Raw genomic sequence first — 23,143 nt, 5'->3', positions numbered from 1 at the left:
GCTGGCGGCCGGGGCGGCCACTGCGGGGGCCGGCGCATCGGCGGCGGCGACGTCGTCGGCGCGTTCGTGCAGGCCCTGCAGGTAGCTCGACAGCGAACCGATTTCCTCGTCGCTGAGCTGCTTGGCGACCGTCGCCATGATGTTGAACAGGTGCGGATCCTTCTGCGTGGTCGTGCCGGCGCGGTATTCCTCCAGGCGACGCTGCGAGTAGGCGGCCTGCTGGCCGGCGATGTGCGGGTAGGCCGGGCCGGGGTTGCCGGCGCCGCTCGGGCCGTGGCAGGCCATGCAGGCCGGAATGCCGCGGGCCTTGTCGCCATTGCGGAACAGCTGCTCGCCGACTTCGAAGAACTTCTTGCCCTTGTTGACGCCCGAGGCGATCAGGGTGTCGTCGGCGACGCCGGCGCCCGACTTCTGGGTGGCGAAGTAGGCGCCCAGGTCGCGGGCGTCCTGGTCGCTCAGGGCGTCGGCGAAGGGCTTCATCGCCGCGGCCATGCCGGTATTGCGCTCGCCGCTCTTGAACAGGGCGATCTGGTGGGCGATGTAGCGCTCGCTCTGACCGGCCAGGCGCGGGTACTGCGGATCGGTCGGGTTGCCGTCGAGGCCGTGGCAGGCCGCGCAGGTGCCGGCCTTGGTCGCGCCGGCCTTGACGTCGCCCCAGGAGGCCTTCGCCGCGGCGTTCAGCGGCGCGGTCTGGACCGGCTCCTTGTCGGGAATCGGCGTGACCGTGGCTTGGGCGTACGCAACGGCGGCGGCCGCGAGAGCGGCGAGGCCGACGAGGCCTAGAACGCGGGCTTGGCTCATGTAGCTGGGCTCCGAACTACTGGCTTGCTGGGTGGCAGGCTGAAAGGGGCGTACTGGGGACCGGACTGTGCGCAAGCTGCCGCCACCGGAACCTCGGAATTATCTTCGCCGGCCCCGACCGGGTCAACGCGGATTCAGTCTGCGGCACGCCGGAGGGTGGGGCATGCGATCCTAATGGCATGAATAATCCCCTCGCCCGTGCCCGTTACCTGCTGTCGGCGCACAACGTAAAGCAGCTCCCGCCCGACGGCGGCTTCGAGGTCGCCTTCGCCGGCCGCTCCAATGCCGGCAAATCCAGCGCCCTCAACGCCATGTGCCAGCAGAACGCCCTGGCGCGGGTGTCCAAGACCCCGGGCCGGACCCAGCAGCTGGTGTTCTTCGACGTCAGCCCCCTGTACCGCGGCCCCGAGCCGGCGCCGGAGCCCGACCGCTTCCTGGTCGACCTGCCGGGCTACGGCTACGCCAAGGTCCCGCAGAACCTGCAGGCCCACTGGCAGGCCTTCCTGGACCGCTATTTCGGCACCCGCGAGGCCCTGCGCGGGCTGGTCGTGGTGATGGACATCCGCCATCCGCTCAAGGACTACGACCGGCAGATGCTCGGTTATGCGGTCGAACGCGGCCTGCCGGCGCATGCGCTGCTGACCAAGGCCGACAAGTTCGGCCGCGGCCAGCAACAGCAGCAGTTGATGATGGTGCGCAAGGAACTGAGCTCGGCGTTCGGCGACACGGTCAGCGTGCAGACCTTCTCCGGCGAGTCCAAGCAGGGCGTCGAAGAGGCCTGCACGGTGGTCTCGCGCTGGCTCGAACTGGTCCCGCCGCCGGCCGCTTGAGTCGGCCCAAGCCGGCCGCGAGCACGCGGTCGGCCGTTCGTGTTGCAAACGCGACTGGCCGCTCCGCCCGCGCCGACTGCGTTACTTCCTGGGTAGAAGGACTTCCGCGCGACCGCGCGGAGGGCGATCTTCGGCTCAAGGAACGAGATGGACACGATCACCGACCCCCAGACCATCCTGGCCGCGGGCGCCTATGGCACGGCGCTGCTGTTCTTCGCCTATGGCGCCTATGCGCTGTTGAAGACCAGGAACGCCGAGCAGAACAAGAACGTGCGCTGGTACCTCGGCATCGGCGCGGCGGTGGTGGTGGCGATGATCGGCTTCGACACGCTGAAGAGCTGGCGCAGCGGCGAACGCGTGGTGCCGAACGTCTACCTGACCTTCTCGCCGCGGTTCTCGGCGATCGACCTGCCCGACCCGGAAATCATCTACCGCGGCCAGGCCTTCTCGCCGAACGCGGCCATCGAGGTCGCCGACAACAACAGCAGCATCAACATCTCGGTGGATTCGATCATCAAGAAGGTCGAGGACCTGCAGCAGAACAACCGCGACCTGCGCAACGCGGTCGGCAGCGCCGCGCTCGCCAATCAAGCGCCGGAGCTGGCCGACGAGATCGCCGCGGCCAAGGCCGGGGGCGAGGACGCCTGCGCCGGCGGCGATGCGACCCTGTGCGGTTGGAAACAACTGTCGGAAGGCAAGCTCGACAGCGCGCAGGAGACTCTGACCCAGGCGGTCAAGGACACGCCGGCCAGCAATCCCAAGACCCGCGCGACCGCGTTGAGCGGGCTCGGCGAGATCTACGTGGGGCAGGGGCGCATCGCCGAGGCCCAGGTGGTGCTCAGGAAGGCCGCCGCGCTCGGCAACGAGGGAGCCAAGAAGCGCCTGGACACGCTGGCCCTGCCGCCGAAGGAACAGCGCCTGCGGCCGACGCCCGTACCGGCGCCCGAGTTGCAGCGTGCGCCGTTGCAGCGTGAGCTGCTGCAGCGCGAAGCGCGGGCGGCCCGTTTGCCTGCGCGCGGATGAGGTGCGGCCCGGTGGCATGGCAGGCCGCCGGGGGCGCCGACGTAGTCGATTCGCGTTCCGCGGTCGCGGACGAAGCTGCCGCGCCTGACCGAATGTGCTGCGAGCTCAGCCGGCTGCGCGCGCCGCGAACACGGCGTAAGGCGGCAGGCGCACGCGCTCGCCGACCCGTTCGCCCGAGGGCAGGCCGTGGCCGCGGTCGGTGTGCCAGGCGCCGGCCTCGGGCAGCGCCAATTCCGCCTCGGCGTCGCCGAGGTTGAAGGCCATCAGCACCGCATCGGCGCCGCTGCCGCGGACGAAGGCGAGCACCGGCTCGTCGCTGGCGAGAAAGCCGATCGCGCCGTCGAGCAGCGCCGGCCGGGTCTTGCGCCACGACAGGAAGCGGCGGAAGCGGTTCAAGGACGAATCCGGATCGTGCTGTTGGCGGGCGACATCGAGGCCGCGATGGCCCTCGGCGACCGGCAGCCACGGCGTGCCGGTGCTGAAGCCGGCCTGCGGCGTGGCGTCCCACGGCATCGGCGTGCGGCAGCCGTCGCGGCCCTTGAAGGTCGGCCAGAAGGTCTTGCCGTAGGGGTCCTGCAGGGCCTCGAACGGCAGCTCGGCCTCGGGCAGGCCCAGTTCCTCGCCCTGGTACACGCAGACCGAGCCGCGCAGCGAACACACCAGCGCGCTGAGCAGGCTCGGGTAATGCGCCGGCAGCGTCCCGCCGCGGCCCCAGCGGGTGACCACGCGCTGCACGTCGTGATTGGAGATCGACCAGCACGGCCAACCTTCGCGCATCGCGTTCTCCAGCGTCTGCACGGTGCCGCGGATGTAGCCCGCGGAGCGATCGTCGGTCAGCAGCTCGAAGCTGTAGCCCATGTGCAGGCGGCCGTGGCGGGTGTACTCGTCGCTGGTCGCCAGCGAATCCTCCGAAGAGATTTCGCCGAGCGCGACCGCGCCCGGGTAGCGGTCGAGCAAGGCGCGCAGTTCGGCCAGGAACGCCAGGTTCTCCGGCCGGGTGTTGTTGTAGTAGTGGTACTGGAACGCGTACGGGTTGTCCGGGCTGAAGCCGCGCCCCACTCGCAGTTCCGCCGGCTTGGGCGGGTTGTCGCGCAGCTGTGCGTCGTGGAAGCAGAAGTTGATCGCGTCCAGGCGCAGGCCGTCGACGCCGCGGTCGAGCCAGAAGCGCACGTTGTCGAGCACCGCCGCGCGCACGTCGGGGTTGTGGAAGTTCAGGTCCGGCTGCGAGGACAGGAAGTTGTGCAGGTAGTACTGCTGGCGGCGGGGCTCCCAGCGCCAGGCGACGCCGCCGAACAGCGACATCCAGTTGTTGGGCGCGGTGCCGTCGGGGCTGGCGTCGGCCCATACGTACCAGTCGGCGTAGTCGTTGTCGCGGCTCTCGCGGCTGCGCTTGAACCACTCGTGCTGGTCGGAGGTGTGGCTGAGGACCTGGTCGATCATCACCCGCAGGCCCAGCGCATGCGCCTTGGCCAGCAGGCGGTCGAAGTCGTCCAGATCGCCGAACAAAGGATCGACCGCGCGGTAGTCGGCGATGTCGTAGCCGAAGTCGGCCATCGGCGACTTGAAGAACGGCGAGATCCAGATCGCGTCGACGCCGAGGTCGGCGACGTAGCCGAGCTTGTCGATGATGCCGGGCAGGTCGCCGACGCCGTCGCCGTCGAGATCGCGGAAGCTGCGCGGGTAGATCTGGTAGATCACCGCGCCGCGCCACCAGGCGTGCTCGTGCGCTGCGGCGGGGGTCGGAAGATTGACGGCTGACAAGTGGCGCCCCTGATGGCGTATGCGGTCTTCGTGCTGCACTGCCGCGATGTGCGCCAGCTTAGCGCCGGGCGCGTTCGCGGCTTGCCGGCCTGCATACGTATTCATGCCCAAACGACCGATGAAGTGCGACATGAATGCGACTGCCGGTCATGAATACGTATGCATAAACCGCAGCGGGCGCGATCGCTTGCCTAACATGCGCCTCAGACCGATGGCGTACGTCGCCTAGGCAACCGCAGCACGCCGCAGTGCGCGCGCGGACGGCACACAGCTACTGGAGGGGAGCATGTCGAGAACGAACCGGGCTTCATCGAACCAACAACGCCACCTGTTGACCGTGGCACTGGCCTCGTTCGGCCTGTGCAACTCGTGGACGGTATGGGCGGCCGATGCGCCCGCCGCGCAGGACGCCCCAGCCGCGGCCAGCGCCGAAGCGGCGCCGACGAGCGCGGCGCACGAACTCGACGCGGTCCAGGTGACCGGCAACCGCCGCGTGCAGTCGATCCAGAAATACGCCGGCACGATCCAGTCCTTCAGCGGCGAGGATCTGACCAAGCTCGGCATCAACACCGATTTCCGCAACCTGCAGGCGGTGGTGCCGGGCCTGCAGATCACCCGTCAGGAAGGCAAGTACGAGATCTTCCTGCGCGGCATCGGCGCGGCCGATTCCGACTTCTCCTCCGACCCGTCGGTGGCCACCTATTACAACGGCATCTACCTGCCGCGGCCGCGCTCGATCGGGCCGATGTTCTTCGACGTCGACCGCATCGAGGTCAACAAGGGCCCGCAGGGTACCGTGCGCGGCCGCAACGCGACCGGCGGCTCGATCAACGTGATTTCCAAGCGCCCCGAGCTCGGCGTGACCAGCGGCGGCCTCAAGGTCGGCGCCGGCAACCATGACTTCACCACCGCCGAAGGTGTGCTGAACCTGCCCATCGGCGAGACTTTCGCCCTGCGCGCGGCGCTGTTCGACGAAGAGCGTTCTTCCTACATCAAGAACGGTTACCCCAGCTCGCTGTTCGCGGGCGAAGGCCCGGGCGCGCTCGACAACCAGGCCGCGCGCCTGTCGATGCTGTGGGAGCCCAACGACAAGTTCTCCGCCTACGTCATGCTCGATAAGGTCAGCGAGCGCGGCACCGGCGACCCGGGTCTGTTCGCCGAGCGTGGCCTCGCCGCCGGCTACGACATCGACGACCTGTCCGACCCGTTCCGCCAGTACTTCCGTACCCAGGGCAAGACCAGCAACGACATCGAAGGCGTCGCCGGCACCTTCACCTATGCCTTCAACGATGCGGTGTCGGTGGAATTCAACACCTCTTACCGCAAGTACGAATTCGATAACCGCAACGCTTCGCGCGAATGGCAGCTTGGCCCGGTCTATCCGGGGTCCGAACGCGAGGCCTATCACAACCCCGAACGCCTGGCCTGGTACGACACCTTCTATCAGTCCGACAAGTCCAGCTCGACCATCAACGAGCTGCGCTTCTTCGGCGACACCGGCAAGCTGATCTGGTCGGCCGGCCTGTTCAATTACGAAGAGAAGTACGACTACACCTCCTGGGACGTCGGCAACGGCTACTTCGGCGACTGCGACTGGTGGCGTCCCGGCACCGTCTGCGGTTGGCAGGACGGCCTGGGCGGCGAGAACCGCGGCGACGACTCCAAGGTCGAGTCGAACGCGGTCTACGGCGACTTCAGCTTCGCCGCGACCGATTCGCTGCGTCTGATCGGCGGCGTGCGCTACACCCGCGACAAGAAGACCGCGCGCGAATCCAACGTCAAATACCAGTTCGTGATTCCGGAGGAACTGTTCCAGCAGTTCACCGGCCAGCCGATCAACACCGCGACCAACCCCTACACCACCGGACTGGTGCTGGGTTCGCCCGGCTTCCAGCTCGCGCCCCCCGGCCGTCGCGGCGGCGGCGACCCGAGCGTCTGCACCGGCTGGTCGCCGGCCGAGCTGCGCTGCGGCCCGGGCGCCGATTCGCTCGACTATTTCCTCGGCGGCATCCAGAACTTCGGCGCGCAGGACAACTGGGCTCAGTTCCTGACCCGCAACCGCGACCAGATCGACGTGATCGTGCGTTCCGACTTCCCCGGCGGCAAGAGCGTGGACGTCTACGAGGACAGCTACGTCGACTGGCGCGTGGGCTTCGAGTACGACCTCAACCCGCAGGTGATGCTGTACGGCACGGTGTCGACCGGCACGCGTTCGGGCGGCATCAACCGACCCCTGCTGCTCAACGACGGCAGTGCGCTGGCGCCGACCTTCGAGCCGGAAGAACTGACCTCGTACGAAGCCGGCATCAAGGGCGACTACCTGTGGGGCGAAACCCCGGTGCGCCTGAACGCCTCGGTGTTCTACTACGACTACCAGAACAAGGTGCTGCAGAACCTGATCGACGTGCCGGCGCCCACGCCGACCAACCCGAACGCGACCAGTCGCCAGGTCTTCAACGACAACGCCGCCAACGCCAGCGTGCTCGGTCTCGAGCTCGAAGGCCGGGTCGGCCTGCCGCACGGCTTCAACCTGGGCTACAACTTCACCTACCTCGACGCGACCTTCGACGACTCCAAGGTGCTCGACACGCGTTCCGGCGGCCTGGGCCTGATCGTGCCGCTCGACGGCAACCGCCTGCCGAACACCTCCAAGTACAACGCCAACCTCAGCCTGTCGCAGACCATCGACATCGGCCGCGGCGCGCTGAACTCGTTCGACTGGACCATCAACCTGACCTACCGCTCCGACTACTACCTGACCGCGTTCAACAGCCGCGGCTTCGGCCAGGACGCGGCCGGCAATGTCATCGAGATTCCGCTCGCCGACATGCCGTTCAACAACGGCTCCAACCCGGCCGCGGGCGGCGGCCCGGCCAACGGCATGGCGATGCGCGACGACGTCGGCGGCTTCACCACCGTCAACGTCTCGGCCGGCTTGAACTTCGGCGAGGACAGCCAGTTCCGCATCGACGGCTTCGTCTCGAATCTCACCGACGAGGTGTATTCGGGCAAGGGCTTCGTCAACAACGCGACCAACATCCGCTACCTCAACACCCCGCGGATGTACGGGATCCGGTTCTCGTCGCAGTTCTGAGATCGGAAGCCAGAGCAAATCCCCCCTGGCCCCCCTCTGCAAAGGGGGAATAGAACGCGGAGCCCCCCTTTTCCAAAAGGGGGAATGGAACACGGAGCCCCCTTTTTCAAATGGGGGGCGTGGCTTCGGGTGGAGGCTTGTAGTTTGCGCGGCGCTGAGTTGTTCGGATAGCGTCGCTCTGCTTGTCTTCCCCCTTTGACAAAGGGGGATCGAGGGGGGATTTGCTTTCCCCGCCACCGCGTCGCCTTACCGCGCGGCGCTTCATGCCAGTATCGAGCCCATGACCGAACGCACCGAGCGCAGCGCCCCGCCCCGCAAGCCGCAGCTGTCGTTCTGGCAGATCTGGAACATGTGCTTCGGCTTTCTCGGCATCCAGTTCGGCTTCGCCCTGCAGAACGCCAACGTCAGTCGGATTTTCCAGAGTCTGGGCGCGCCGATCGAGGACATCCCGATGCTGTGGATCGCCGCGCCGCTGACCGGGCTGATCGTGCAACCCATCGTCGGTTATCTGTCCGACCGCACCTGGACCGGCCTCGGCCGCAGGCGCCCGTATTTCCTGGTCGGTGCGGTGCTCGCCACCCTGGCGCTGTTGGCGATGCCGAACTCGCCGACCCTATGGATCGCCGCCGGCCTGCTGTGGGTACTCGACGCGTCCATCAACATTTCGATGGAACCGTTCCGCGCCTTCGTCGGCGACCAGTTGCCGACCGCGCAACGGCCGAGCGGCTATGCGATGCAGAGCTTCTTCATCGGCGTGGGCTCGGTGGTCGCCAGCGTGTTGCCGTTCGCGCTCGCGCACCTGGGCGTGGGCAACACCGCCGGGCCCGGCGAGGTGCCGGACACGGTGCGTTACGCCTTCTATTTCGGCGGCGCCGTGCTGCTGCTGTCGGTCGGCTGGACCGTGCTGCGCACCCGCGAGTACCCGCCGGAGACCTTGCAGTCCTTCGACGATGCCTTGCCCGAGCCGCCGCGGCCGAATCGCGACCGCGTGCGTTGCGCGCTGTTCGGCGCTTCCTGGCTGGTGGTCGGCGGCCTCGTCGCCACGACAATTTCGATGTGCGGGCTCGACCGTCAGTTGTACGTGCTGGCCGGCATGATCGGCGCATTCGGCGTGGCGCTGTTGGTGCGCGGCATGATCGGCGCCGGCGGCGGCTTCGCCACGGTCATGGACGATCTGCACTCGATGCCGCCGACCATGGTGCGGCTGGCGGTGGTGCAGTTCTTTTCCTGGTTCGCCCTGTTCGCGATGTGGATCTACACCACCTCGACCGTGACTCAACTGCATTTCCACAGCAGCGACACCACCTCGGCGGCCTACAACGAAGGCGCCAACTGGGTCGGCGTGTTGTTCGCGGCCTATAACGGTTTTGCTGCGTTGGCGGCGATCGCTATTCCACGGATGGTGCGGCGCTGGGGCCTGCGCTGGAGCCATCTGTGCAACGTCAGCCTAGGCGGGCTGGGCCTGATCTCGATCGCGTTGATTCGTGACTCGCAGTGGCTGCTGCTGTCGATGCTCGGCGTTGGCTTCGCCTGGGCCTCGATCCTGTCGCTGCCGTATGCCTTGCTGTCTGACAGCGTGCCGGCGACCAAGATGGGCGTGTACATGGGCATCTTCAACTTCTTCATTGTCATTCCGCAGTTGGTAGCCGTCAGTCTGCTTGGCGCGTTGGTCAAGTTTTTCTTTGCGGGAGCGCCAGCTGGGGCCTTGGTGATCGGCGGCGTGAGCCTGTTCGTCTCCGGCCTGTGCGTGCTGTGGGTGCGCGAGCCCGGCACCGGAGCAGCGGCATGAGGGCCTTGACGCTCGTCGCGCTGAGTCTCGCCCTGGCCGGTTGCGCGCACGGCCCACGCGACACTGCGCCGGCACGCGAGTACTACGGCACGCTCGAACCGATGGCCAGCGATGCGGTGTACTTCGTCGTCACCGACCGCTTCGTCAACGGCGACCCGGCCAACGACCAGCGCGAACAGGGCGGGCCGGACCCGCGCACGCGCAGCTTCGATCGTCCGGTACCGGGCGCGCCGGACGGCGAGAGCGACAACATCGGCTATCTCGGCGGCGACTTCAAAGGCCTGCTCGACAACGCCGGCTACATCCGCGACATGGGCTTCGGCGCGGTCTGGTTGACGCCCATCGTCGACAACCCCGACCAGGCCTTCACCGGCGGCGACGCAGTGACCTGGGGCGGCGCCTTCCAGGACCGCGGCAAGACCGGTTATCACGGCTACTGGGGCGTGGATTTCTATCGCCTCGATGAGCACTTGCCGAGCCCCGGCCTCGACTTCGCCGAATTGACCCAGGGGCTGAAGCGGCACGGCCTCAAGACCGTGCTCGACATCGTCGCCAACCACGGCTCGCCTTCGTTCACGATGCCGAAGGACCAGCCCAAGTACGGCGAGATCTATCGCGACGGCGTGCTGGTCGCCGATCATCAGAACTTGGCGCCGGAAAAACTCGACCCCGCCCACAATCCGCTGCACCGGTTCTTCCATGCACAGAAAGATCTGGTGCAGTTGTCGAACCTCGACGACACCCAACCCGAGGTGCTCGACTACTTCGTCGGCGCCTACTCGCAATGGATCGACCAGGGCGCCGACGCCTTCCGCATCGACACCATCCGGCACATGCCGCATGCGTTCTGGAAATCCTTCGCCGAGCGCATCCGCGCCAAGCGTCCGGGTTTCTTCATGTTCGGCGAAGCCTTCGACTATAAAGCCGAGCATATCGCGCCGTTCACCTGGGCCGAGAACGGCGGCATCAGCGTGCTCGATTTTCCGCTCAAGGAGGGCTTGGCCGAGGTGTTCGGGCACAGGGGCGGTGGCTTCGAGCGGTTACCTCCGCGCCTGTTCCTGCGCGACGGCCCGTACGCGAACCCGTACGAGCTGATGACTTTCTACGACAACCACGACATGCCGCGTCTGAGCGCGACCGATGAAGGCTTCATCGACGCGAACAACTGGCTGTTCACCGCACGCGGCATTCCGGTGATCTATTACGGTTCTGAGATCGGCTTTCAACGCGGCCTCGCCGAGCACGCCGGCAATCGCAACTACTTCGGCCAGGAGCGCGTCGACACCGCCAAGGCGCATCCGATCCATGCCGCACTCAAGCGTATCGCCAAGGTTCGCCAGGCCTCGCCGGCCTTGCAGCGCGGCCTGCAGTTGAATCTGCTGCTGCAGGGCGAGCGCGCTGTGTTTTACCGTGTCTACGAGCACGCCGGGCAGGCGCAGATCGCCTTGGTGTTGCTCAACAAGGGCGATGAGCCGACGACGTTCTGGATCCGCAACTACCTGCAGGCCGGGCGTTGGCGCGCGGCGCTGGGCGGCGGAACGGTCGAGGTCGGCGAGAACGATGTAATCGAGGCGACCGTGCCGGGGCATGGGGTCGAGGTGTATCTGCTCGATGCGCCGGTGCGGCGGGCGGACCTGGCGGCGGCCTTGGATGAAGCGATGGAGCACGCGCGGCGGCGTTGAGGCACGAACTATGGCGTGTCGCGAATCTTTTCCTGTAGGAGCGGCGTGAGCCGCGACCGCGGGATTCGCAGAAACACCAACGCCGATGTTGTGATCGAAAGCGGCGTGCCATCGCAAGGGTAGGAGCGGCGCAAGCCGCGACCACGGGATTCGCAGAAAATCCAACGCTGGCGTAATTTCTGGAAGCCGTGAAACCTCGCGTGTAGGAGCGGCGCAAGCCGCGACCGCCGTTCTGGGCTCGTGGCGTATCGCTCAAGCAAGATCCAGATCAAACGCTAAAAGCTTCCGCCACTAAAGCGGCGGGTTACTTTCTTTTGTCATAAGCAACAAAAGAAAGGTAACCAAAGAAAAATGCTTTTCTTTGAATCACCGGCCCGCACGAGCGGTGCCTCCGCGGGGATTTTTCATACGGGACATCCCTGTCCCGATGAAAAACGGCGCGCATCCCTGCGCGCCGCCCTCCGGGCCTTCTATTGCCTTCGCGAGTGCGAGACGGCGCACAGCGACAGAAAAATCTTTACGCCAACGCCAACGCCAGCGCCAACGCCAATCGCGACATTCCTGCCCGAAGGATTCCCCCTTTTGAAAAAGGGGGGTAGGGGGATTTGCTCTTGCTTCGCTCGAACCGTCGCCGCGCTACTCGGCGCCGCAGGACTTGCGTACCACCAAGGCCGTCGGCAGGCGGATGCTGTGCGCTTCTTCGCCGCGAACCAGTTTCATCAGGGTGTCGACGAGCAGTTCGCCGGCTTGTTTGGTGTCCTGGAAGATCGTGGTCAGCGGCGGGTGGGCGACACGGGCCATCGGGATGTCGTCGAAGCCGATCACCGAGACGTCTTCGGGTACGCGCAGGCCGTGTTCGGTCAACGCGCGCATGGCGCCCAGGGCAATCAGGTCGCTGGCGGCGAACACGGCGTCGAAGGGCAGGCCGCGGGCGAGCAGTTCGCGCGCGGCATCGTGGCCGGCGTCTTCGGAGCTTTCGGCGTCGACCTGAAGGGCGCGGTCGAGCGCCAGGCCGGCTTCGTTGAGGGCGTGCTCGCAACCGAGGAAACGGTCGAGGAACTCCGGGTAGTGGCTGGAGGCGTCGCCGAGAAAGGCGACCCGGCGCCGGCCCAGGGCAACCAGATGGGCGCCGGCCTGCTGGCCGCCGCCGACGTTCTCGCAACCGATCGACAAGCCCGGCTGATCGGGCAGCACCGCGCCCCAGCGGACGAAGCGCGTGCCCTGTTCGACCAGTTTCTGCAGCTTGCCCTGGTAAGCGAGGTAATCGCCGTAGCCGAGCAGGATCAGGCCGTCGGCCTTCATGCTGTCTTCGTAGTCGGCGGCCCAATCGTCGGACAGCTGCTGGAAGGAGATCAGCAGGTCCTGGCCGTGGCGCGCACAGGCGCGGGTGATCGAGCCGAGCATGGACAGGAAGAACGGGTTGATGTGCGACTCGTCCGGGGTCGGGTCCTCGAACAACAGCATCGCCAAGGTGCCCGAACGCTGCCGGCGCAGGCTGGAGGCGTGGCGGTCGACCTTGTAGTTGAGCTCGCGCACCACCGCTTCCACGCGCTTGCGGGTGTCGGCGTTGACCAGCGGGCTGCCGCTGAGCACCCGCGACACGGTGGCCTGCGAAACGCCGGCGAGGTGGGCGATGTCGACCGAGGTCGCCTTGGACTTCTTGCGCATGGGCGGAGTGTAGCCGTGAAGCCGGGTCCCGGGACTGAGACTCGGACTAGGCAGGCCGGTGCCGCTAAGCTTTCGATTCCCGATTCCCGATTCCCGTCCCTTAACCCTCCAGCCGCGGGTCCATCCAGCCGCGCAGCGCGTCCACGGCGGTATTGATCGCGACGATCAGCGCGCCGATCACCAGTACCACACCCAGCACCAGGGTGTAGTCGCGGTTGAGCGCGCCCTGGACGAAGTAGCGGCCCATGCCGGGAATGCCGAACACCTGTTCGACCACGGCCGAGCCGGTGACGACGTTGATCAGCGCCGGCGACAGCCAGGCCACCACCGGCAGCAACGCCGGTTTCAGCGCATGCGCGAATAGCAGGCGCGTTTCCGACAGGCCGCGCGCGCGCGCCGCGCGCAGGTAGTCGGCCGACAGCACGTCGAGCATCGAGGCGCGGGTCAGGCGCGCGCAGTAGGCGATGTTGGGCAGGGCCAGGGCGATCACCGGCAGCACCACGTTGTCCCATTCGCCCCAGCCGCCTGCGGGCAGCCAATGCAGGGTCACCGCGAACAGCAACACCAGCAGCGGCGCGACCACGAACTTCGGGATCGCCAGGCCCAGCCCGGCCAGCAACATCAGGGCGCGGTCGGTCCAGCCGCCGGCGCGCAGCGCCGCCCACACGCCCAGGGTCACCCCGAGCAGCAGCGCCAGCAGCAGGGCCAGGCCGCCGTTGAGCGCCGACACCGGCAAGGCGTTGCCGATCAACTGATTGACGGTGTAGTCCGGGTATTGGAACGACGGCCCGAGGTCGCCGCGCACCGCGTCGCCGAGCCAGGCCAGGTATTGCATCGGCAGCGACTGATCGAGCCGGTACTGCGCATCGAGCGCGGCCTGCACTTCCGGAGGCGCGACTTTCTCGGCGTCGAACGGCCCACCCGGTGCGGCGCGCAGCAGCACGAAGCACAGCGTTGCCAGCAGCCACAGGGTGATGACCGCTTCGAGCACGCGCGAGCCGAGCCGGGCGACGACGGGATGACGGCTGCGGCTATCGCTGCGCATCAGACGCTCACGTCGAACAATCGGCCGACCAGGGACGCTGCGGCCATCGCCAAGGCGCCCCAGAACGCCACGCGCGCGGCGCCGCGCAGGACCGGCGCGCCGCCGGCCCAGGCCGCGAGCCCGCCGGAGATCGACAGCGCCACCAGGGTGGTCGGGATGGCCACCGCTTCCAGGCGCCCCGCGGGCGCCGCCAGTACCGCGGCGATCGGCAGGGCGGCGCCTGCGACGAACGCCAGCGCCGACGCGAGCGCCGCCTGCACCGGGCGCGCGCGCAAGGTCTCGGTGATGCCGAGCTCGTCGCGGGCGTGGCTGCCGAGCGCGTCGTGCGCGGTCAGCTGACGCGCGACTTCCTGCGCCAGCTCGGGCGTCAGGCCGCGCTGGACGTAGATATGGGCGAGTTCGGCCAGTTCGTTGTCCGGGTCTTCGCGCAGTTCGCGCCGCTCCACCGCGATGTCGGCGCGCTCGGTGTCGGCTTGCGAACGCACCGAGACGTACTCGCCGGCGGCCATCGACATCGCCCCGGCGACGGTGCCGGCGATGCCGCTGGCGAGAATGGTCGCGGGCGAGGCACCGCTGGCGGCCACGCCGACCACCAGCCCGGCCACCGAGACGATGCCGTCGTTGGCGCCGAGCACCGCCGCGCGCAGCCAGCCGACGCGGTCGGAGCGGTGGGTCTCGGTGTGATGGCGGCGCGGTGGCAGCCGAGTGGAGGAAGAAGGACGGGTCATGGCGTCAGGCTCAGCCAGCGGCTCGCGTGCCGGTCCAGCGCGTTCGACTCGAAGCCGCGCACGCGTCGCGACACCAGATGCTTGGAACTGTAGAAATACAGCGGAATCGCCGCGTCGTCGTTGAGTAGGCGCTGTTCGGCCGCGCGCAGCCAGGCGTTGCGCGCGCTTTCCGACTTCGCCGCATCGGCCTTGGCCAGGCGCTCGCGGTACGCGGCATCGTCGTAGCCCATCCAGTTCAAGGGGCCGTCGCTGCCGAACGCGGCCAGGAAGTTGCGCGCATCGGCCAGATCGCCGATCCAGCCGCCGCGGAACACCTGGGTGATGGTGCGTTGCTTGCGGTTCTGCACGAACACTTTCCATTCCTCGTTGCGCAGGCGCACCTGCACGCCGAGGGTCTGCCGCCACATCGCCGCGACCGCCAGGGCCAGGCGGCGGTGCGGTGTCGAAGTGTTGTAACGCAGCTCGATCACCAGCGGGTTGTCGCTGGAATAACCGGCGTGGCGATACAGCGCGCGCGCATGCGCTTCGCGCTGTGCTTGCGGCCGCGTTGCCCAGGTCGTGGTCGCGGGTACGTAGCCGGCGATGCCGGGCGGCACGATGCCGTAGGCCGGGGTTTCGCCCAGGCCGGTGACGTAACGAGTGAGCTTGTCGCGATCGATCGCCATCGACAGCGCGCGGCGCAGCGCCAAGGCGCGTTCGTCGCAGTCCTGGGTGGCGCAGGCGTCGCTGCGGAACGGCGGGCGGGTGACGTTGAGGCCGAGCCAGAATGCGCCGAGGTAAGGCGACAACCGCAGCTGCGAGCCGAAACGCGCGCGCAGCGACGCCAGCGGCTGCGGCGGCACCACCTCGGTGATGTGCAGATCGCCGGCGGCGAAGCGCTGCAGTTCGGCGGCGGCGTCCTCGGTGACCTGGAAGCGCACGCGTTCGATCGCGACCGCCGCGGCGTCGTGGAAGCGCGGGTTCTTCTCCAGCAACAGGTTTGCCTGCGGCGTCCACGCCGCGAGCCGGTAAGCGCCGTTCGAGACCAATTGCCCGGGACGCGTGTGCTGGGCGCCATGCGTCTCCACGGCCGGCAGATACACCGGGAACGCGATCGGCAGGGTCAGCAAGGCCGGCAACGAGGCGCTGCGGTTGAGGCGGAAGCGAACGCTGCGCGGGTCCGGCGCCGACACCCCGAGGCGTTCCGGCGGCAGTTTTCCGGCTTGCACGGCCTGGGCATTGTCGAGCGCGTCGAACAATTCGCCGAACGGCGCCGCGGTGGCCGGGGCGAACGCGCGGCGGAAACTGGCGACGACCTGGCCGGCGTCGATCGGCTCGCCGTTGCTCCAGCGCAAGTTGCCGCGCAGGACGAAGGTCCAGCTGCGGCCGTCGGCCGACACCGACCAGCGCTCGGCCATGCCCGGCACCAGGCGGCCGCGTGCGTCCTCGGTCACCAGGCCTTCGTAGAGATCGCGCAGGACGTTGCCGCAGGCGACCTCCTGGCAACGATGGGCGTCGAGCGTGCTCGGTTCGGGACCGTTGCCGCGTTCCAGTTGCGATGGCGCCGCCTGGGCCAGCGCTGCCGGTGCCCACAGCGCCCCCATCAGAAACACCCCTAGCAGATCGGCCAGCGACACGGCTGCACCATAGCGTTGCAAGGCGGGCGTTGTTCGGTGCAAGGCTGGGTCTACACTGCCGGGGTCTTGCGATTGTAGGCGACGTCCCGCATATCCAGACCTTGATTCAGACAATGTCGTAAGCGGCCGGCCTTCGTACAGCGAGGCGCCGGCCGTGGCCGCTGGACCGTTTCGCGACGGCCGGCGGCTCTCCGCGCCAGATGCGCGAGCAGGGCATCCCGCCTTGCAGCAGGTTTTGCCAGCGAGGTGGATGTGTCCGGTCCCAGCCAAGTCAAAGATATTGAGATTCCCGATATCAAGGGCGGCGGTCGCGCCATGCTCGTCGAGTACCTGGCCTCGGGCGCGCGCCCGGACTCGGACTGGAAGATCGGCACCGAGCACGAGAAGTTCGGCTTCCGCACCGACGACCTGCGCCCGCCGACCTTCGACGGCGAGCGCGGCATCGAGGCCTTGCTGAAAGGGCTGGTCCAGTTCGGCTGGACGCCGGTCGAGGAGAAGGGCCGGGTGATCGCCCTGACCCGCGACGAGGCCTCGGTCTCGCTGGAACCGGCCGGCCAATTGGAACTGTCGGGCGCGCCGCTGGCGACCCTGCACGACACCTGCGTCGAAGCGGCGACCCATCTGCGCGAAGTGCGCACGGTGGCCGAGCCGATGGGCCTGGGCTTCCTCGGCATGGGCTTCCAGCCCAAGTGGCGCCGCGACGAGATGCCGTGGATGCCGAAGGGCCGCTACAAGATCATGCGCGAGTACATGCCCAAGGTCGGCTCGCTCGGCCTGGACATGATGACCCGCACCAGCACCGTGCAGGTCAACCTCGACGTACGCGACGAGGCCGACATGGTGCGCAAGTTCCGCGTTTCGCTGGCCTTGCAGCCGATCGCGACCGCGCTGTTCGCCGATTCGCCGTTCACCGAAGGCAAACCGAACGGCTATCTCTCCTACCGCTCGCACATCTGGACCGACACCGACCGCGACCGCACCGGTCTGCTCGATTTCGTGTTCGAAGACGGTTTCGGTTACGAGCGTTATGTCGACTACCTGCTCGACGTGCCGATGTACTTCGTCTATCGCGACGGCGAGTACATCGACGCCAGCGGCCAATCGTTCCGCGATTACCTCGACGCCAAGTTGCCGGCCTATCTGAACCAGCGCCCGACCCTGAAGGATTGGGCCGACCACACCACCACCGCGTTCCCGGAAGTGCGCTTGAAGAAGTACCTGGAGATGCGCGGCGCCGACTCCGGCCCGTGGAACCGCATCTGCGCCTTGTCGGCGTTCTGGGTCGGCCTGTTGTACGACGCCGAAGCGCTCGATGCGGCCTGGGATCTCGTGCTCGACTTCACCCCGGCCGAGCGTCACGCCTTGCGCGACGGCGTGCCGCGGCACGGTTTCCAACTGCCGTTCCGCGACAGCAACGTGCTCGAACTGTCGCGTCGCGCCCTGGAGATTTCCGCGCACGGCCTCAAGCGCCGCGCGCGCTTGAACGGCAACGGCGCGGACGAATCGATCTACCTGGAACCGCTGATGGAATTCGTCGCGATGGGCAAGAGCCCGGCCGAGCGCAAGCTCGAGTTGTTCCATGGGGCATGGGGGGGAATGTGGACCCGGTGTTCAAGGAATTCGCGTACTGAGTTCTCTTGGCGGATCGCGCCCTCGGCGTCGCGGCGGCGTAGCCCCTGTAGGAGCGGCGCGAGCCGCGACCGAGGAACGCGCAGAACCCGCATCGCCGTCGCTGCTGATTGAAACCACGATCCGTCGCAGGGTATAGCGGCGTCCCTCAGGGGATTTCCTCCGGTCACGAGCCGCGACCGCGTGATCCCAAGCTGGCGTCGGTCACTGTTCGACGCTGCAGCCTTGATCGTCATCCCTGCTTATTCAAAGCTCTTGCCGCCGTTGCCGTTGCCGTTGCCGTTGCCGTTGCCGTTGCCGTAAAGATTTTGCGGTTGCGGTTGCGGTTGCGGTTGCAGTTGCTGTGCGTCGTCTCGGCCTTGCGAAGGCTATGGAAGACCCGGAGGGCGGCGCGCAGGGATGCGCGCCGTTTTTCATCGGGACAGGGATGTCCCGTATGAAAAATCCCCGCGGATGCACCGCTCGTGCGGGCCTGTGATTCAAAGAAAAGCATTTTTCTTTGGTTACCTTTCTTTTGTTGCTTATGACAAAAGAAAGTAACCCGCCGCTTTAGTGGCGGAAGCTCTTAGCGTTTGATCTTGTTTCGTTAGAAGCCATAAGCAAGTGCAAAGCTTCCGCCCCCTAAAGGGTGCGGGTAACTTTCTTTTGGCCAAAGCCCCAAAAGAAAGTCACCAAAGAAAAGTGCTTTTCCTTGACGAAGCTCCCCTGCGAGCACGCAGCCCGCGCCGGGATTTTCCGATAAGACGTCCCTGTCTTATCGGAAAACGGCGCACGTCCTGTGCGCCGCCCTCCGGGTCTCCACTTGACCGGTAAAGCGGCAAAACAGATCAAAATCTCGGCAACGGCAACGGCAACGGCAACGGCAACGGCAACGGCAACGGCAACGGCAACGGCAACGGCAACGGTTGGTGGCCTGCGCCCGCTCTTGGGTAGGAGCGCCGTCCTACTGAATTTCCTTCGGTCACAAGCCGCGACCGCGTCGCCTCAATCTCGCACCGCCCCTCAACCGCGCTTCGCACGCGCCCCGCTGCGCAATGCCGCGACCGCGCCGATCACGATCAAGCCCGCGCCGGCCAAGGTCGATAGCCGCGCTGCGTGCGCGAACAACAGCCAATCCAGGGCGGCGCTCACCGGCACGGCGACGTACATCAGCGGGGCGAGGGTCGAGGCGTTATCCATGCCGCGGTAAGCCAGGTCGCGCAGGGATTGGCTGCCCAGGCTGCACAGGGACATGCCGAGCAAGGCCAGCACCAGCACTGTCGTCGATTCGGTCGTGAACGGTTGTGAGGGCAGATGGCCCAGGCCGAGGGCGGCCAAGGGCAGGCCGACCGTCGAGGCCTGCATATACAGCTTGAACTGGTTGCGGAACGGCGGCTGGTGTTGGGCGCTGCGGTAGAACAGCACCTGCGAGGCGGCCATGGCGAAGCCGCCGAACAGCGAGATCAGCGCAGTGCTGTCGAGTCCGCGCGCAGCGGGCTGCAAGACCACCAGCACCCCGGCGAAGCCGATCGCCAGCCCGGTCAGCGCGGCCGGGCGCAAGCGTTCGCCGAGCCAGACGCGCGCGATCAATGGGATGAACAAGGGCCCGGTGTTGTACAGCAGCACCGCGTGCAACAGGTCGCCGCGCATCGCCGCCAATACGAAGCAGCCCTGCGAGATCACCACGCACACTGCCCGCACCCAGCCCGGCCGGTCGGCACCGGACCAGACCGCGCGCCAGTCCTCGCGGCGCGCCAAGGCGACCAGGCACAGGCCCGGGATCATGAAGCGCAACCAGGTCACCAACTCCGGTGGCAGGCCGCGGGTGTAGCGGCTGAGCAGGGCGAGCAAGGCCAGGCAGATCGAGGCGCTGGCCATCAGGCCGGCGCGCAGGGCCAAGGGACGGGACGGGGCCAAGGGACGGGGCGGCGGCGGCACCGCGGCGACAGGCAAGGGGGCGGCAGTCATGTGGTAAATCTATAGAGCTTCTAAGCTCGTACATATCTATAAAATCAAGAGCAGCGGTAAGTAAACATGACCACTCCCGATCCGCCGTCGCGGCGCCTCCCACCCCTGCGCGCCCTGCAGGCCTTCGCCGCCGTGGTCCGTTACGACGGCATGCGCCGCGCCGCCGAGCGCATGCACTTGAGCCATGCCGCCCTGAGTCAGCACGTTCAGCACCTGGAGGAAGCCTTCGGCCTGCGTCTGCTCGACCGCAGCGGCGGGCGCGCGCGGCCGACCCCGTTGGGGCGCGAGTACGGCGAGGCCCTGATCGCCGGTTTCGAGCAGATCGAGGCCGCCACCGCTCGCTTGCGTATGCGCGGCGACGAGGGGCGGCGGTTGATCCTCGGCGCGCCGACCAGCCTCGGCGTCAGCCTGCTGTTACCGCGCATCGAGGAGTTTCCGGCCTACGCCGGGCTGGACCTGCAGTTGTTCTGCCCGGCGACCGCGCAGGACCTGGCGCAGGGGCGCATCCACGCCGCCTTGTTGCACCGCGAACCGCAGGCCGACGGCCTGCAAGGCGAGCTGCTGTTCGAGCAGGCCATGCTGCCGGTCGCCGCGCCGGACCTGCATGCGCGGCTCGACCGCGAGCGCTGGTGGCAGGACCCGTTGCCCGGCGTGCGCCTGCTGCATGTCGCCAGCGACGGCTGGCGTCACGACTGGCCGAGTTGGTTCGGCGAAGACCCGGCGATCTGGCCCCTGCCGCATCTGCGCCTGTCTTCGCCGATGCCGGCGATCAGCGCCGCGCTGGCCGGGCAGGGCATTGCCCTGGTGTATCCGCGTTTGATCGCCGAGCGCCTGGCCAGCGGCGAACTGCTGCCCTTGCCGCTGCCGCAGCCCGCGCCGGTCAAGCGGGTCTATCTGGCCTGGCTGCCGCAAGCGCAGGGCAGCGCCCGTCTGGGGCATCTGCGCGACTGGCTGGCCGGGTTGTTGCGGGCCGACGACGGTGCTTAGCGCGCGAGGGCCCGGCGTATCGAAGCCGCGGCGATTGCCATCGGTCGAAACCCTCTGGCGAAGGCGATGCCCCTCTGGCGCCGGGCCCGCCGAATCACCACACTAGCGCCCGAATATCTCGCAAGGATCGCGTCATGCCGTATCTGGGGTTGGGCTTGCACGTCATCGTCGCGCTGTGTTTCGCCGTGCATGCGGTGCGCAGCGGTCAGGACCGTTACTGGTTGATGATCCTCTTCATGTTCCCGCTGCTCGGCAGCGTGGTCTACGGGTTCGCGATCTGGCTGCCGGAGCAGCGCCACACCCAGCACGGCCGCGCCCTGGTCGGCAACGTGCGGCGCCTGCTCGATCCGGACCGCGAATTGCGCGAAGCGCAGGATGCCTACGAGACCGCGGCCACCACCGACAACCGCCTGCGTTTGGCCGATGCCTTGCTGGGCAAGCAACGCCCGGCCGATGCGCTGCCGCTGTATCGCGCCTCGCTTAGCGGCATCCATCGCGAGGATCCGGACATCCAGGTCAAGCTCGCCCATGCGCTGCTCGAAAACGGCGAGGCGGCGCAGGCGCAGGCCGTGCTCGACGAACTGATCGCGCGCCGCCCCGACTTCCGTTCGCCCGATGGTCACCTGATCTATGCGCGTGCGATCGCCGCGCAAGGCGACCGCGCCAAGGCCCGCGACGAGTTCGAAACCCTGCTCGGTTACAGCAGCGGTTTCGAGCCGTACGTACGCTATGCCGAAACTCTGGTCGGTTGGGGCGAACTCGGCCGCGTGCGCGAGCTGTGCGTACAGGCGCAGACGCGGGCCAAGCGTCTGCCGGCCTACGCGCGGCGCATGAACAAGCCGGCGCTGGACCGTCTGAAGGCCTTGGAGAAGCAGGCGTCGGCGCCGTGATTCAAAAGACGTGCGTTAATCGTTTCTTGTGAAATCGTTTCGCTTGTAATCGATTGCGCGGCTAGAACCGATACGCATATCGGTAGAACCGGAACGCAGCGAAGTTTCGACGGCGGTCTCGGCGGCGGCCGCGGATAAATGCTGTGTTCTGCTGGAATTCCCCTCCTGCAGGGGTTAATGCGATAAGCGCCGCAGCGCCGCCACCCTCGTGCGAACGTCGCCGCAAACGACCGCCGGCGCAATACGCCCGAAGGATCGGCAACGCAGTCGCCGCGCCGGTGTTGTAGCCTTGTCGGATGAATGTCCTCCTCGATACCAGCGACGAACCGTTGCGCGCCGTAGACTTCGCTTCCACCGACGCGCTGCTGCGCGACGACGTCAAAATGTTGGGAGCGTTGGTCGGCGAAATCCTCGCTGAGCAACGCGGGCCGGGCTTCCTCGACGAGGTCGAACGCCTGCGCCGCGCCGCCATCCGCCGGCGCGAGGCGCAGGCCCCGATCGGTGCGCTCGCCGAAGCGCTCGCCGATACCGATCTGGACCAGGCCAGCGACTTGGTGCGTGCCTTCGCGACCTATTTCCAGGCGGTCAACCTGGCCGAACGCGTACACCGCATTCGCCGTCGCCGCGATTATGAACGCAGCGGTGCCGGCGCACAGCCGGGCGGGTTGCGCGATGCGCTTGGCGTGCTTGCACGCCAGGGCGTCAGCGCCGAAGAAGTGGCCGCGCTGTTGCCGCGTTTGCGCATCGAACCGGTGTTCACCGCACACCCCACCGAAGCGGTGCGGCGCGCCCTGCTCGAGAAGGAGCGCCAGATCGTCGGCTGTCTGGTCGACGACATCGACCGCGGCCGCACCCCGGCCGAACGCCGCGCCGATCGCGAACGCATCCGCGTCGCCCTGACCGCGAGTTGGCAGACCGCCGAAGCCCCGGCCGCCAAGCCGAGCGTCGCCGATGAGTTCGAGCACGTCGGTTTTTATCTGTCCGACGTGCTGTATCGCGTGCTGCCGGTCTACTACGAAATGTTCGAGGAGGCGCTGCGCGAAACCTACGGCCCGTTCGCGCCGCTGCCCGACGTGCTCGGTTTCGGCACCTGGGTCGGCGGCGACATGGATGGCAACCCGAACGTGGGGGCCGACACCATTGCCGCGACTTTGTCGGGCCAGCGCGCCTTGGTGCTCAACGCCTACCGTCGCGAGCTGGGCACTCTGGCCGAGTTGCTGAGCCAATCGGTCACGCGCGTGCGCATCGACGATGCGGTGCTGGCCCGCGTCGAGGACTATCGCTACCAGTTGCCGAAGGCGGCATTGCTGCTCAAGCCGCGCCATGCCGACATGCCCTACCGCAACCTGCTCAGCCTGATGGCCGCGCGTCTGCAGGCCACGGTCGACGAAAGCGTGCACGGCTATCCCGATGCGGCGACCTTCCTGGCCGACATCGCCCTGATCGAACGCAGCCTGGCGAACAACCAGGGCGCGCACGCCGGCAGCTTCGCCGTGCGCCGCCTGCGCCGCCGTGCCGAATGTTTCGGCTTCCATCTCGCCAGCCTCGATCTGCGCCAGGATTCGGGCACCCACGATGCGGCGCTGGCCGCGCTGCTCGACCTGCCGGAATGGGCGACGCTCGACGTCGCCACCCGCGCTGCGCGCCTGCACA

General features: G+C 67.4%; 15 protein-coding genes and 1 pseudogene (2 of these 16 running past the window's edge). 9 read left to right on the top strand and 7 right to left on the bottom strand.

Translation table 11 applies throughout. The annotated features are described in order from the left end of the window. A protein-coding gene (locus GLA29479_RS22310) for a c-type cytochrome (RefSeq protein ID WP_057972886.1) crosses the window boundary here: on the bottom strand, nt 1–801 show its 5' portion. The gene continues 24 nt to the left of window position 1, outside the view; only the first 801 of its 825 coding nucleotides appear in the window; it begins with the start codon at nt 799–801; its stop codon lies off the left edge, out of view. A 179-nt stretch (nt 802–980) separates the two neighbouring features. On the opposite strand from GLA29479_RS22310, the gene yihA reads away from it, so the two are divergent. Together yihA and GLA29479_RS22300 are read left to right on the top strand one after the other, a co-directional pair. Then, on the top strand, nt 981–1,631 hold the full coding sequence (gene yihA, locus GLA29479_RS22305) for a ribosome biogenesis GTP-binding protein YihA/YsxC (protein WP_057972885.1): 651 nt from the start codon (nt 981–983) through the stop codon (nt 1,629–1,631). Between the two features lie 147 nt (nt 1,632–1,778). Continuing rightward, the gene (locus GLA29479_RS22300; RefSeq protein ID WP_057919331.1) at nt 1,779–2,654 is read left to right on the top strand and encodes a tetratricopeptide repeat protein; all 876 of its coding nucleotides are present in this window, start codon (nt 1,779–1,781) and stop codon (nt 2,652–2,654) included. A gap of 105 nt (nt 2,655–2,759) precedes the next feature. On the opposite strand, the gene GLA29479_RS22295 is transcribed toward GLA29479_RS22300, so the two are convergent. Continuing rightward, a complete protein-coding gene (locus tag GLA29479_RS22295; protein WP_057973317.1) occupies nt 2,760–4,415 on the bottom strand; it encodes an alpha-glucosidase in 1,656 nt (551 codons plus the stop codon). A 286-nt stretch (nt 4,416–4,701) separates the two neighbouring features. Between GLA29479_RS22295 and GLA29479_RS22290 the strand changes: the two genes are divergently transcribed. The 3 genes from GLA29479_RS22290 (at nt 4,702) to GLA29479_RS22280 (ending at nt 10,980) form a co-directional block, all read left to right on the top strand. Further along, nucleotides 4,702–7,509 carry a TonB-dependent receptor gene (locus GLA29479_RS22290; RefSeq protein ID WP_082638911.1) on the top strand — a complete coding sequence of 936 codons (2,808 nt, stop codon included), beginning with the start codon at nt 4,702–4,704 and terminating at the stop codon, nt 7,507–7,509. Nucleotides 7,510–7,789: 280 nt separating this feature from the next. Beyond that, nucleotides 7,790–9,298 (top strand): MFS transporter, encoded by a 1,509-nt coding sequence (locus GLA29479_RS22285; RefSeq protein WP_057972884.1) that lies wholly within the window; start codon nt 7,790–7,792, stop codon nt 9,296–9,298. Beyond that, entirely contained in the window at nt 9,295–10,980 is a 1,686-nt protein-coding gene (locus tag GLA29479_RS22280; protein WP_057972883.1) for an alpha-amylase family glycosyl hydrolase, read from the top strand. The genes GLA29479_RS22285 and GLA29479_RS22280 overlap by 4 nt, the downstream gene beginning before the upstream one ends. 636 nt (nt 10,981–11,616) lie before the next feature. Here the strand turns inward: GLA29479_RS22280 and GLA29479_RS22275 are convergent. The 4 genes from GLA29479_RS22275 to GLA29479_RS22260 form a co-directional block, all read right to left on the bottom strand. Continuing rightward, nucleotides 11,617–12,648, bottom strand: a complete 1,032-nt coding sequence (locus tag GLA29479_RS22275; protein WP_057919327.1) for a LacI family DNA-binding transcriptional regulator — start codon at nt 12,646–12,648, stop codon at nt 11,617–11,619. Between the two features lie 100 nt (nt 12,649–12,748). Beyond that, nucleotides 12,749–13,693: an ABC transporter permease subunit gene (locus GLA29479_RS22270; protein ID WP_057972882.1), complete on the bottom strand. Its 945-nt coding sequence runs from the start codon at nt 13,691–13,693 to the stop codon at nt 12,749–12,751. Continuing rightward, a complete protein-coding gene (locus GLA29479_RS22265; RefSeq protein ID WP_057972881.1) occupies nt 13,693–14,421 on the bottom strand; it encodes a VIT1/CCC1 transporter family protein in 729 nt (242 codons plus the stop codon). The genes GLA29479_RS22270 and GLA29479_RS22265 overlap by 1 nt, the downstream gene beginning before the upstream one ends. Further along, nucleotides 14,418–16,058 (bottom strand): peptide ABC transporter substrate-binding protein, encoded by a 1,641-nt coding sequence (locus GLA29479_RS22260; RefSeq protein ID WP_144436691.1) that lies wholly within the window; start codon nt 16,056–16,058, stop codon nt 14,418–14,420. Before GLA29479_RS22260 ends, GLA29479_RS22265 begins: the two co-directional genes overlap by 4 nt. A 231-nt stretch (nt 16,059–16,289) precedes the next feature. Here GLA29479_RS22260 and GLA29479_RS22255 point away from each other — a divergent pair. Beyond that, nucleotides 16,290–17,668, top strand: a pseudogene (locus tag GLA29479_RS22255) (glutamate--cysteine ligase). 1,000 nt (nt 17,669–18,668) lie between these two features. Here GLA29479_RS22255 and GLA29479_RS22250 read toward each other — a convergent pair. Then, nucleotides 18,669–19,613, bottom strand: a complete 945-nt coding sequence (locus GLA29479_RS22250) for a DMT family transporter (RefSeq protein WP_082638909.1) — start codon at nt 19,611–19,613, stop codon at nt 18,669–18,671. A gap of 66 nt (nt 19,614–19,679) precedes the next feature. Here GLA29479_RS22250 and GLA29479_RS22245 point away from each other — a divergent pair, with 66 nt between their 5' ends. The 3 genes from GLA29479_RS22245 to GLA29479_RS22235 form a co-directional block, all read left to right on the top strand. Further along, the gene (locus tag GLA29479_RS22245; RefSeq protein WP_057972878.1) at nt 19,680–20,600 is read left to right on the top strand and encodes a LysR family transcriptional regulator; all 921 of its coding nucleotides are present in this window, start codon (nt 19,680–19,682) and stop codon (nt 20,598–20,600) included. Nucleotides 20,601–20,734: 134 nt separating this feature from the next. Further along, nucleotides 20,735–21,490, top strand: coding sequence for a tetratricopeptide repeat protein (locus GLA29479_RS22240; RefSeq protein ID WP_057919320.1), 756 nt, complete (start codon nt 20,735–20,737; stop codon nt 21,488–21,490). A 296-nt stretch (nt 21,491–21,786) separates the two neighbouring features. Beyond that, nucleotides 21,787–23,143, top strand: partial view of a phosphoenolpyruvate carboxylase gene (locus GLA29479_RS22235; RefSeq protein WP_057972877.1) — the 5' portion only. Its footprint extends 20 nt past the window's final position; only the first 1,357 of its 1,377 coding nucleotides appear in the window; it begins with the start codon at nt 21,787–21,789; its stop codon lies off the right edge, out of view.

This window comes from Lysobacter antibioticus (genome assembly GCF_001442535.1).
Classification (GTDB): domain Bacteria; phylum Pseudomonadota; class Gammaproteobacteria; order Xanthomonadales; family Xanthomonadaceae; genus Lysobacter; species Lysobacter antibioticus.
The sequence above is the reverse complement of the archived record's forward strand: the minus strand, read 5'-3'. Positions and strand labels throughout refer to the sequence as shown.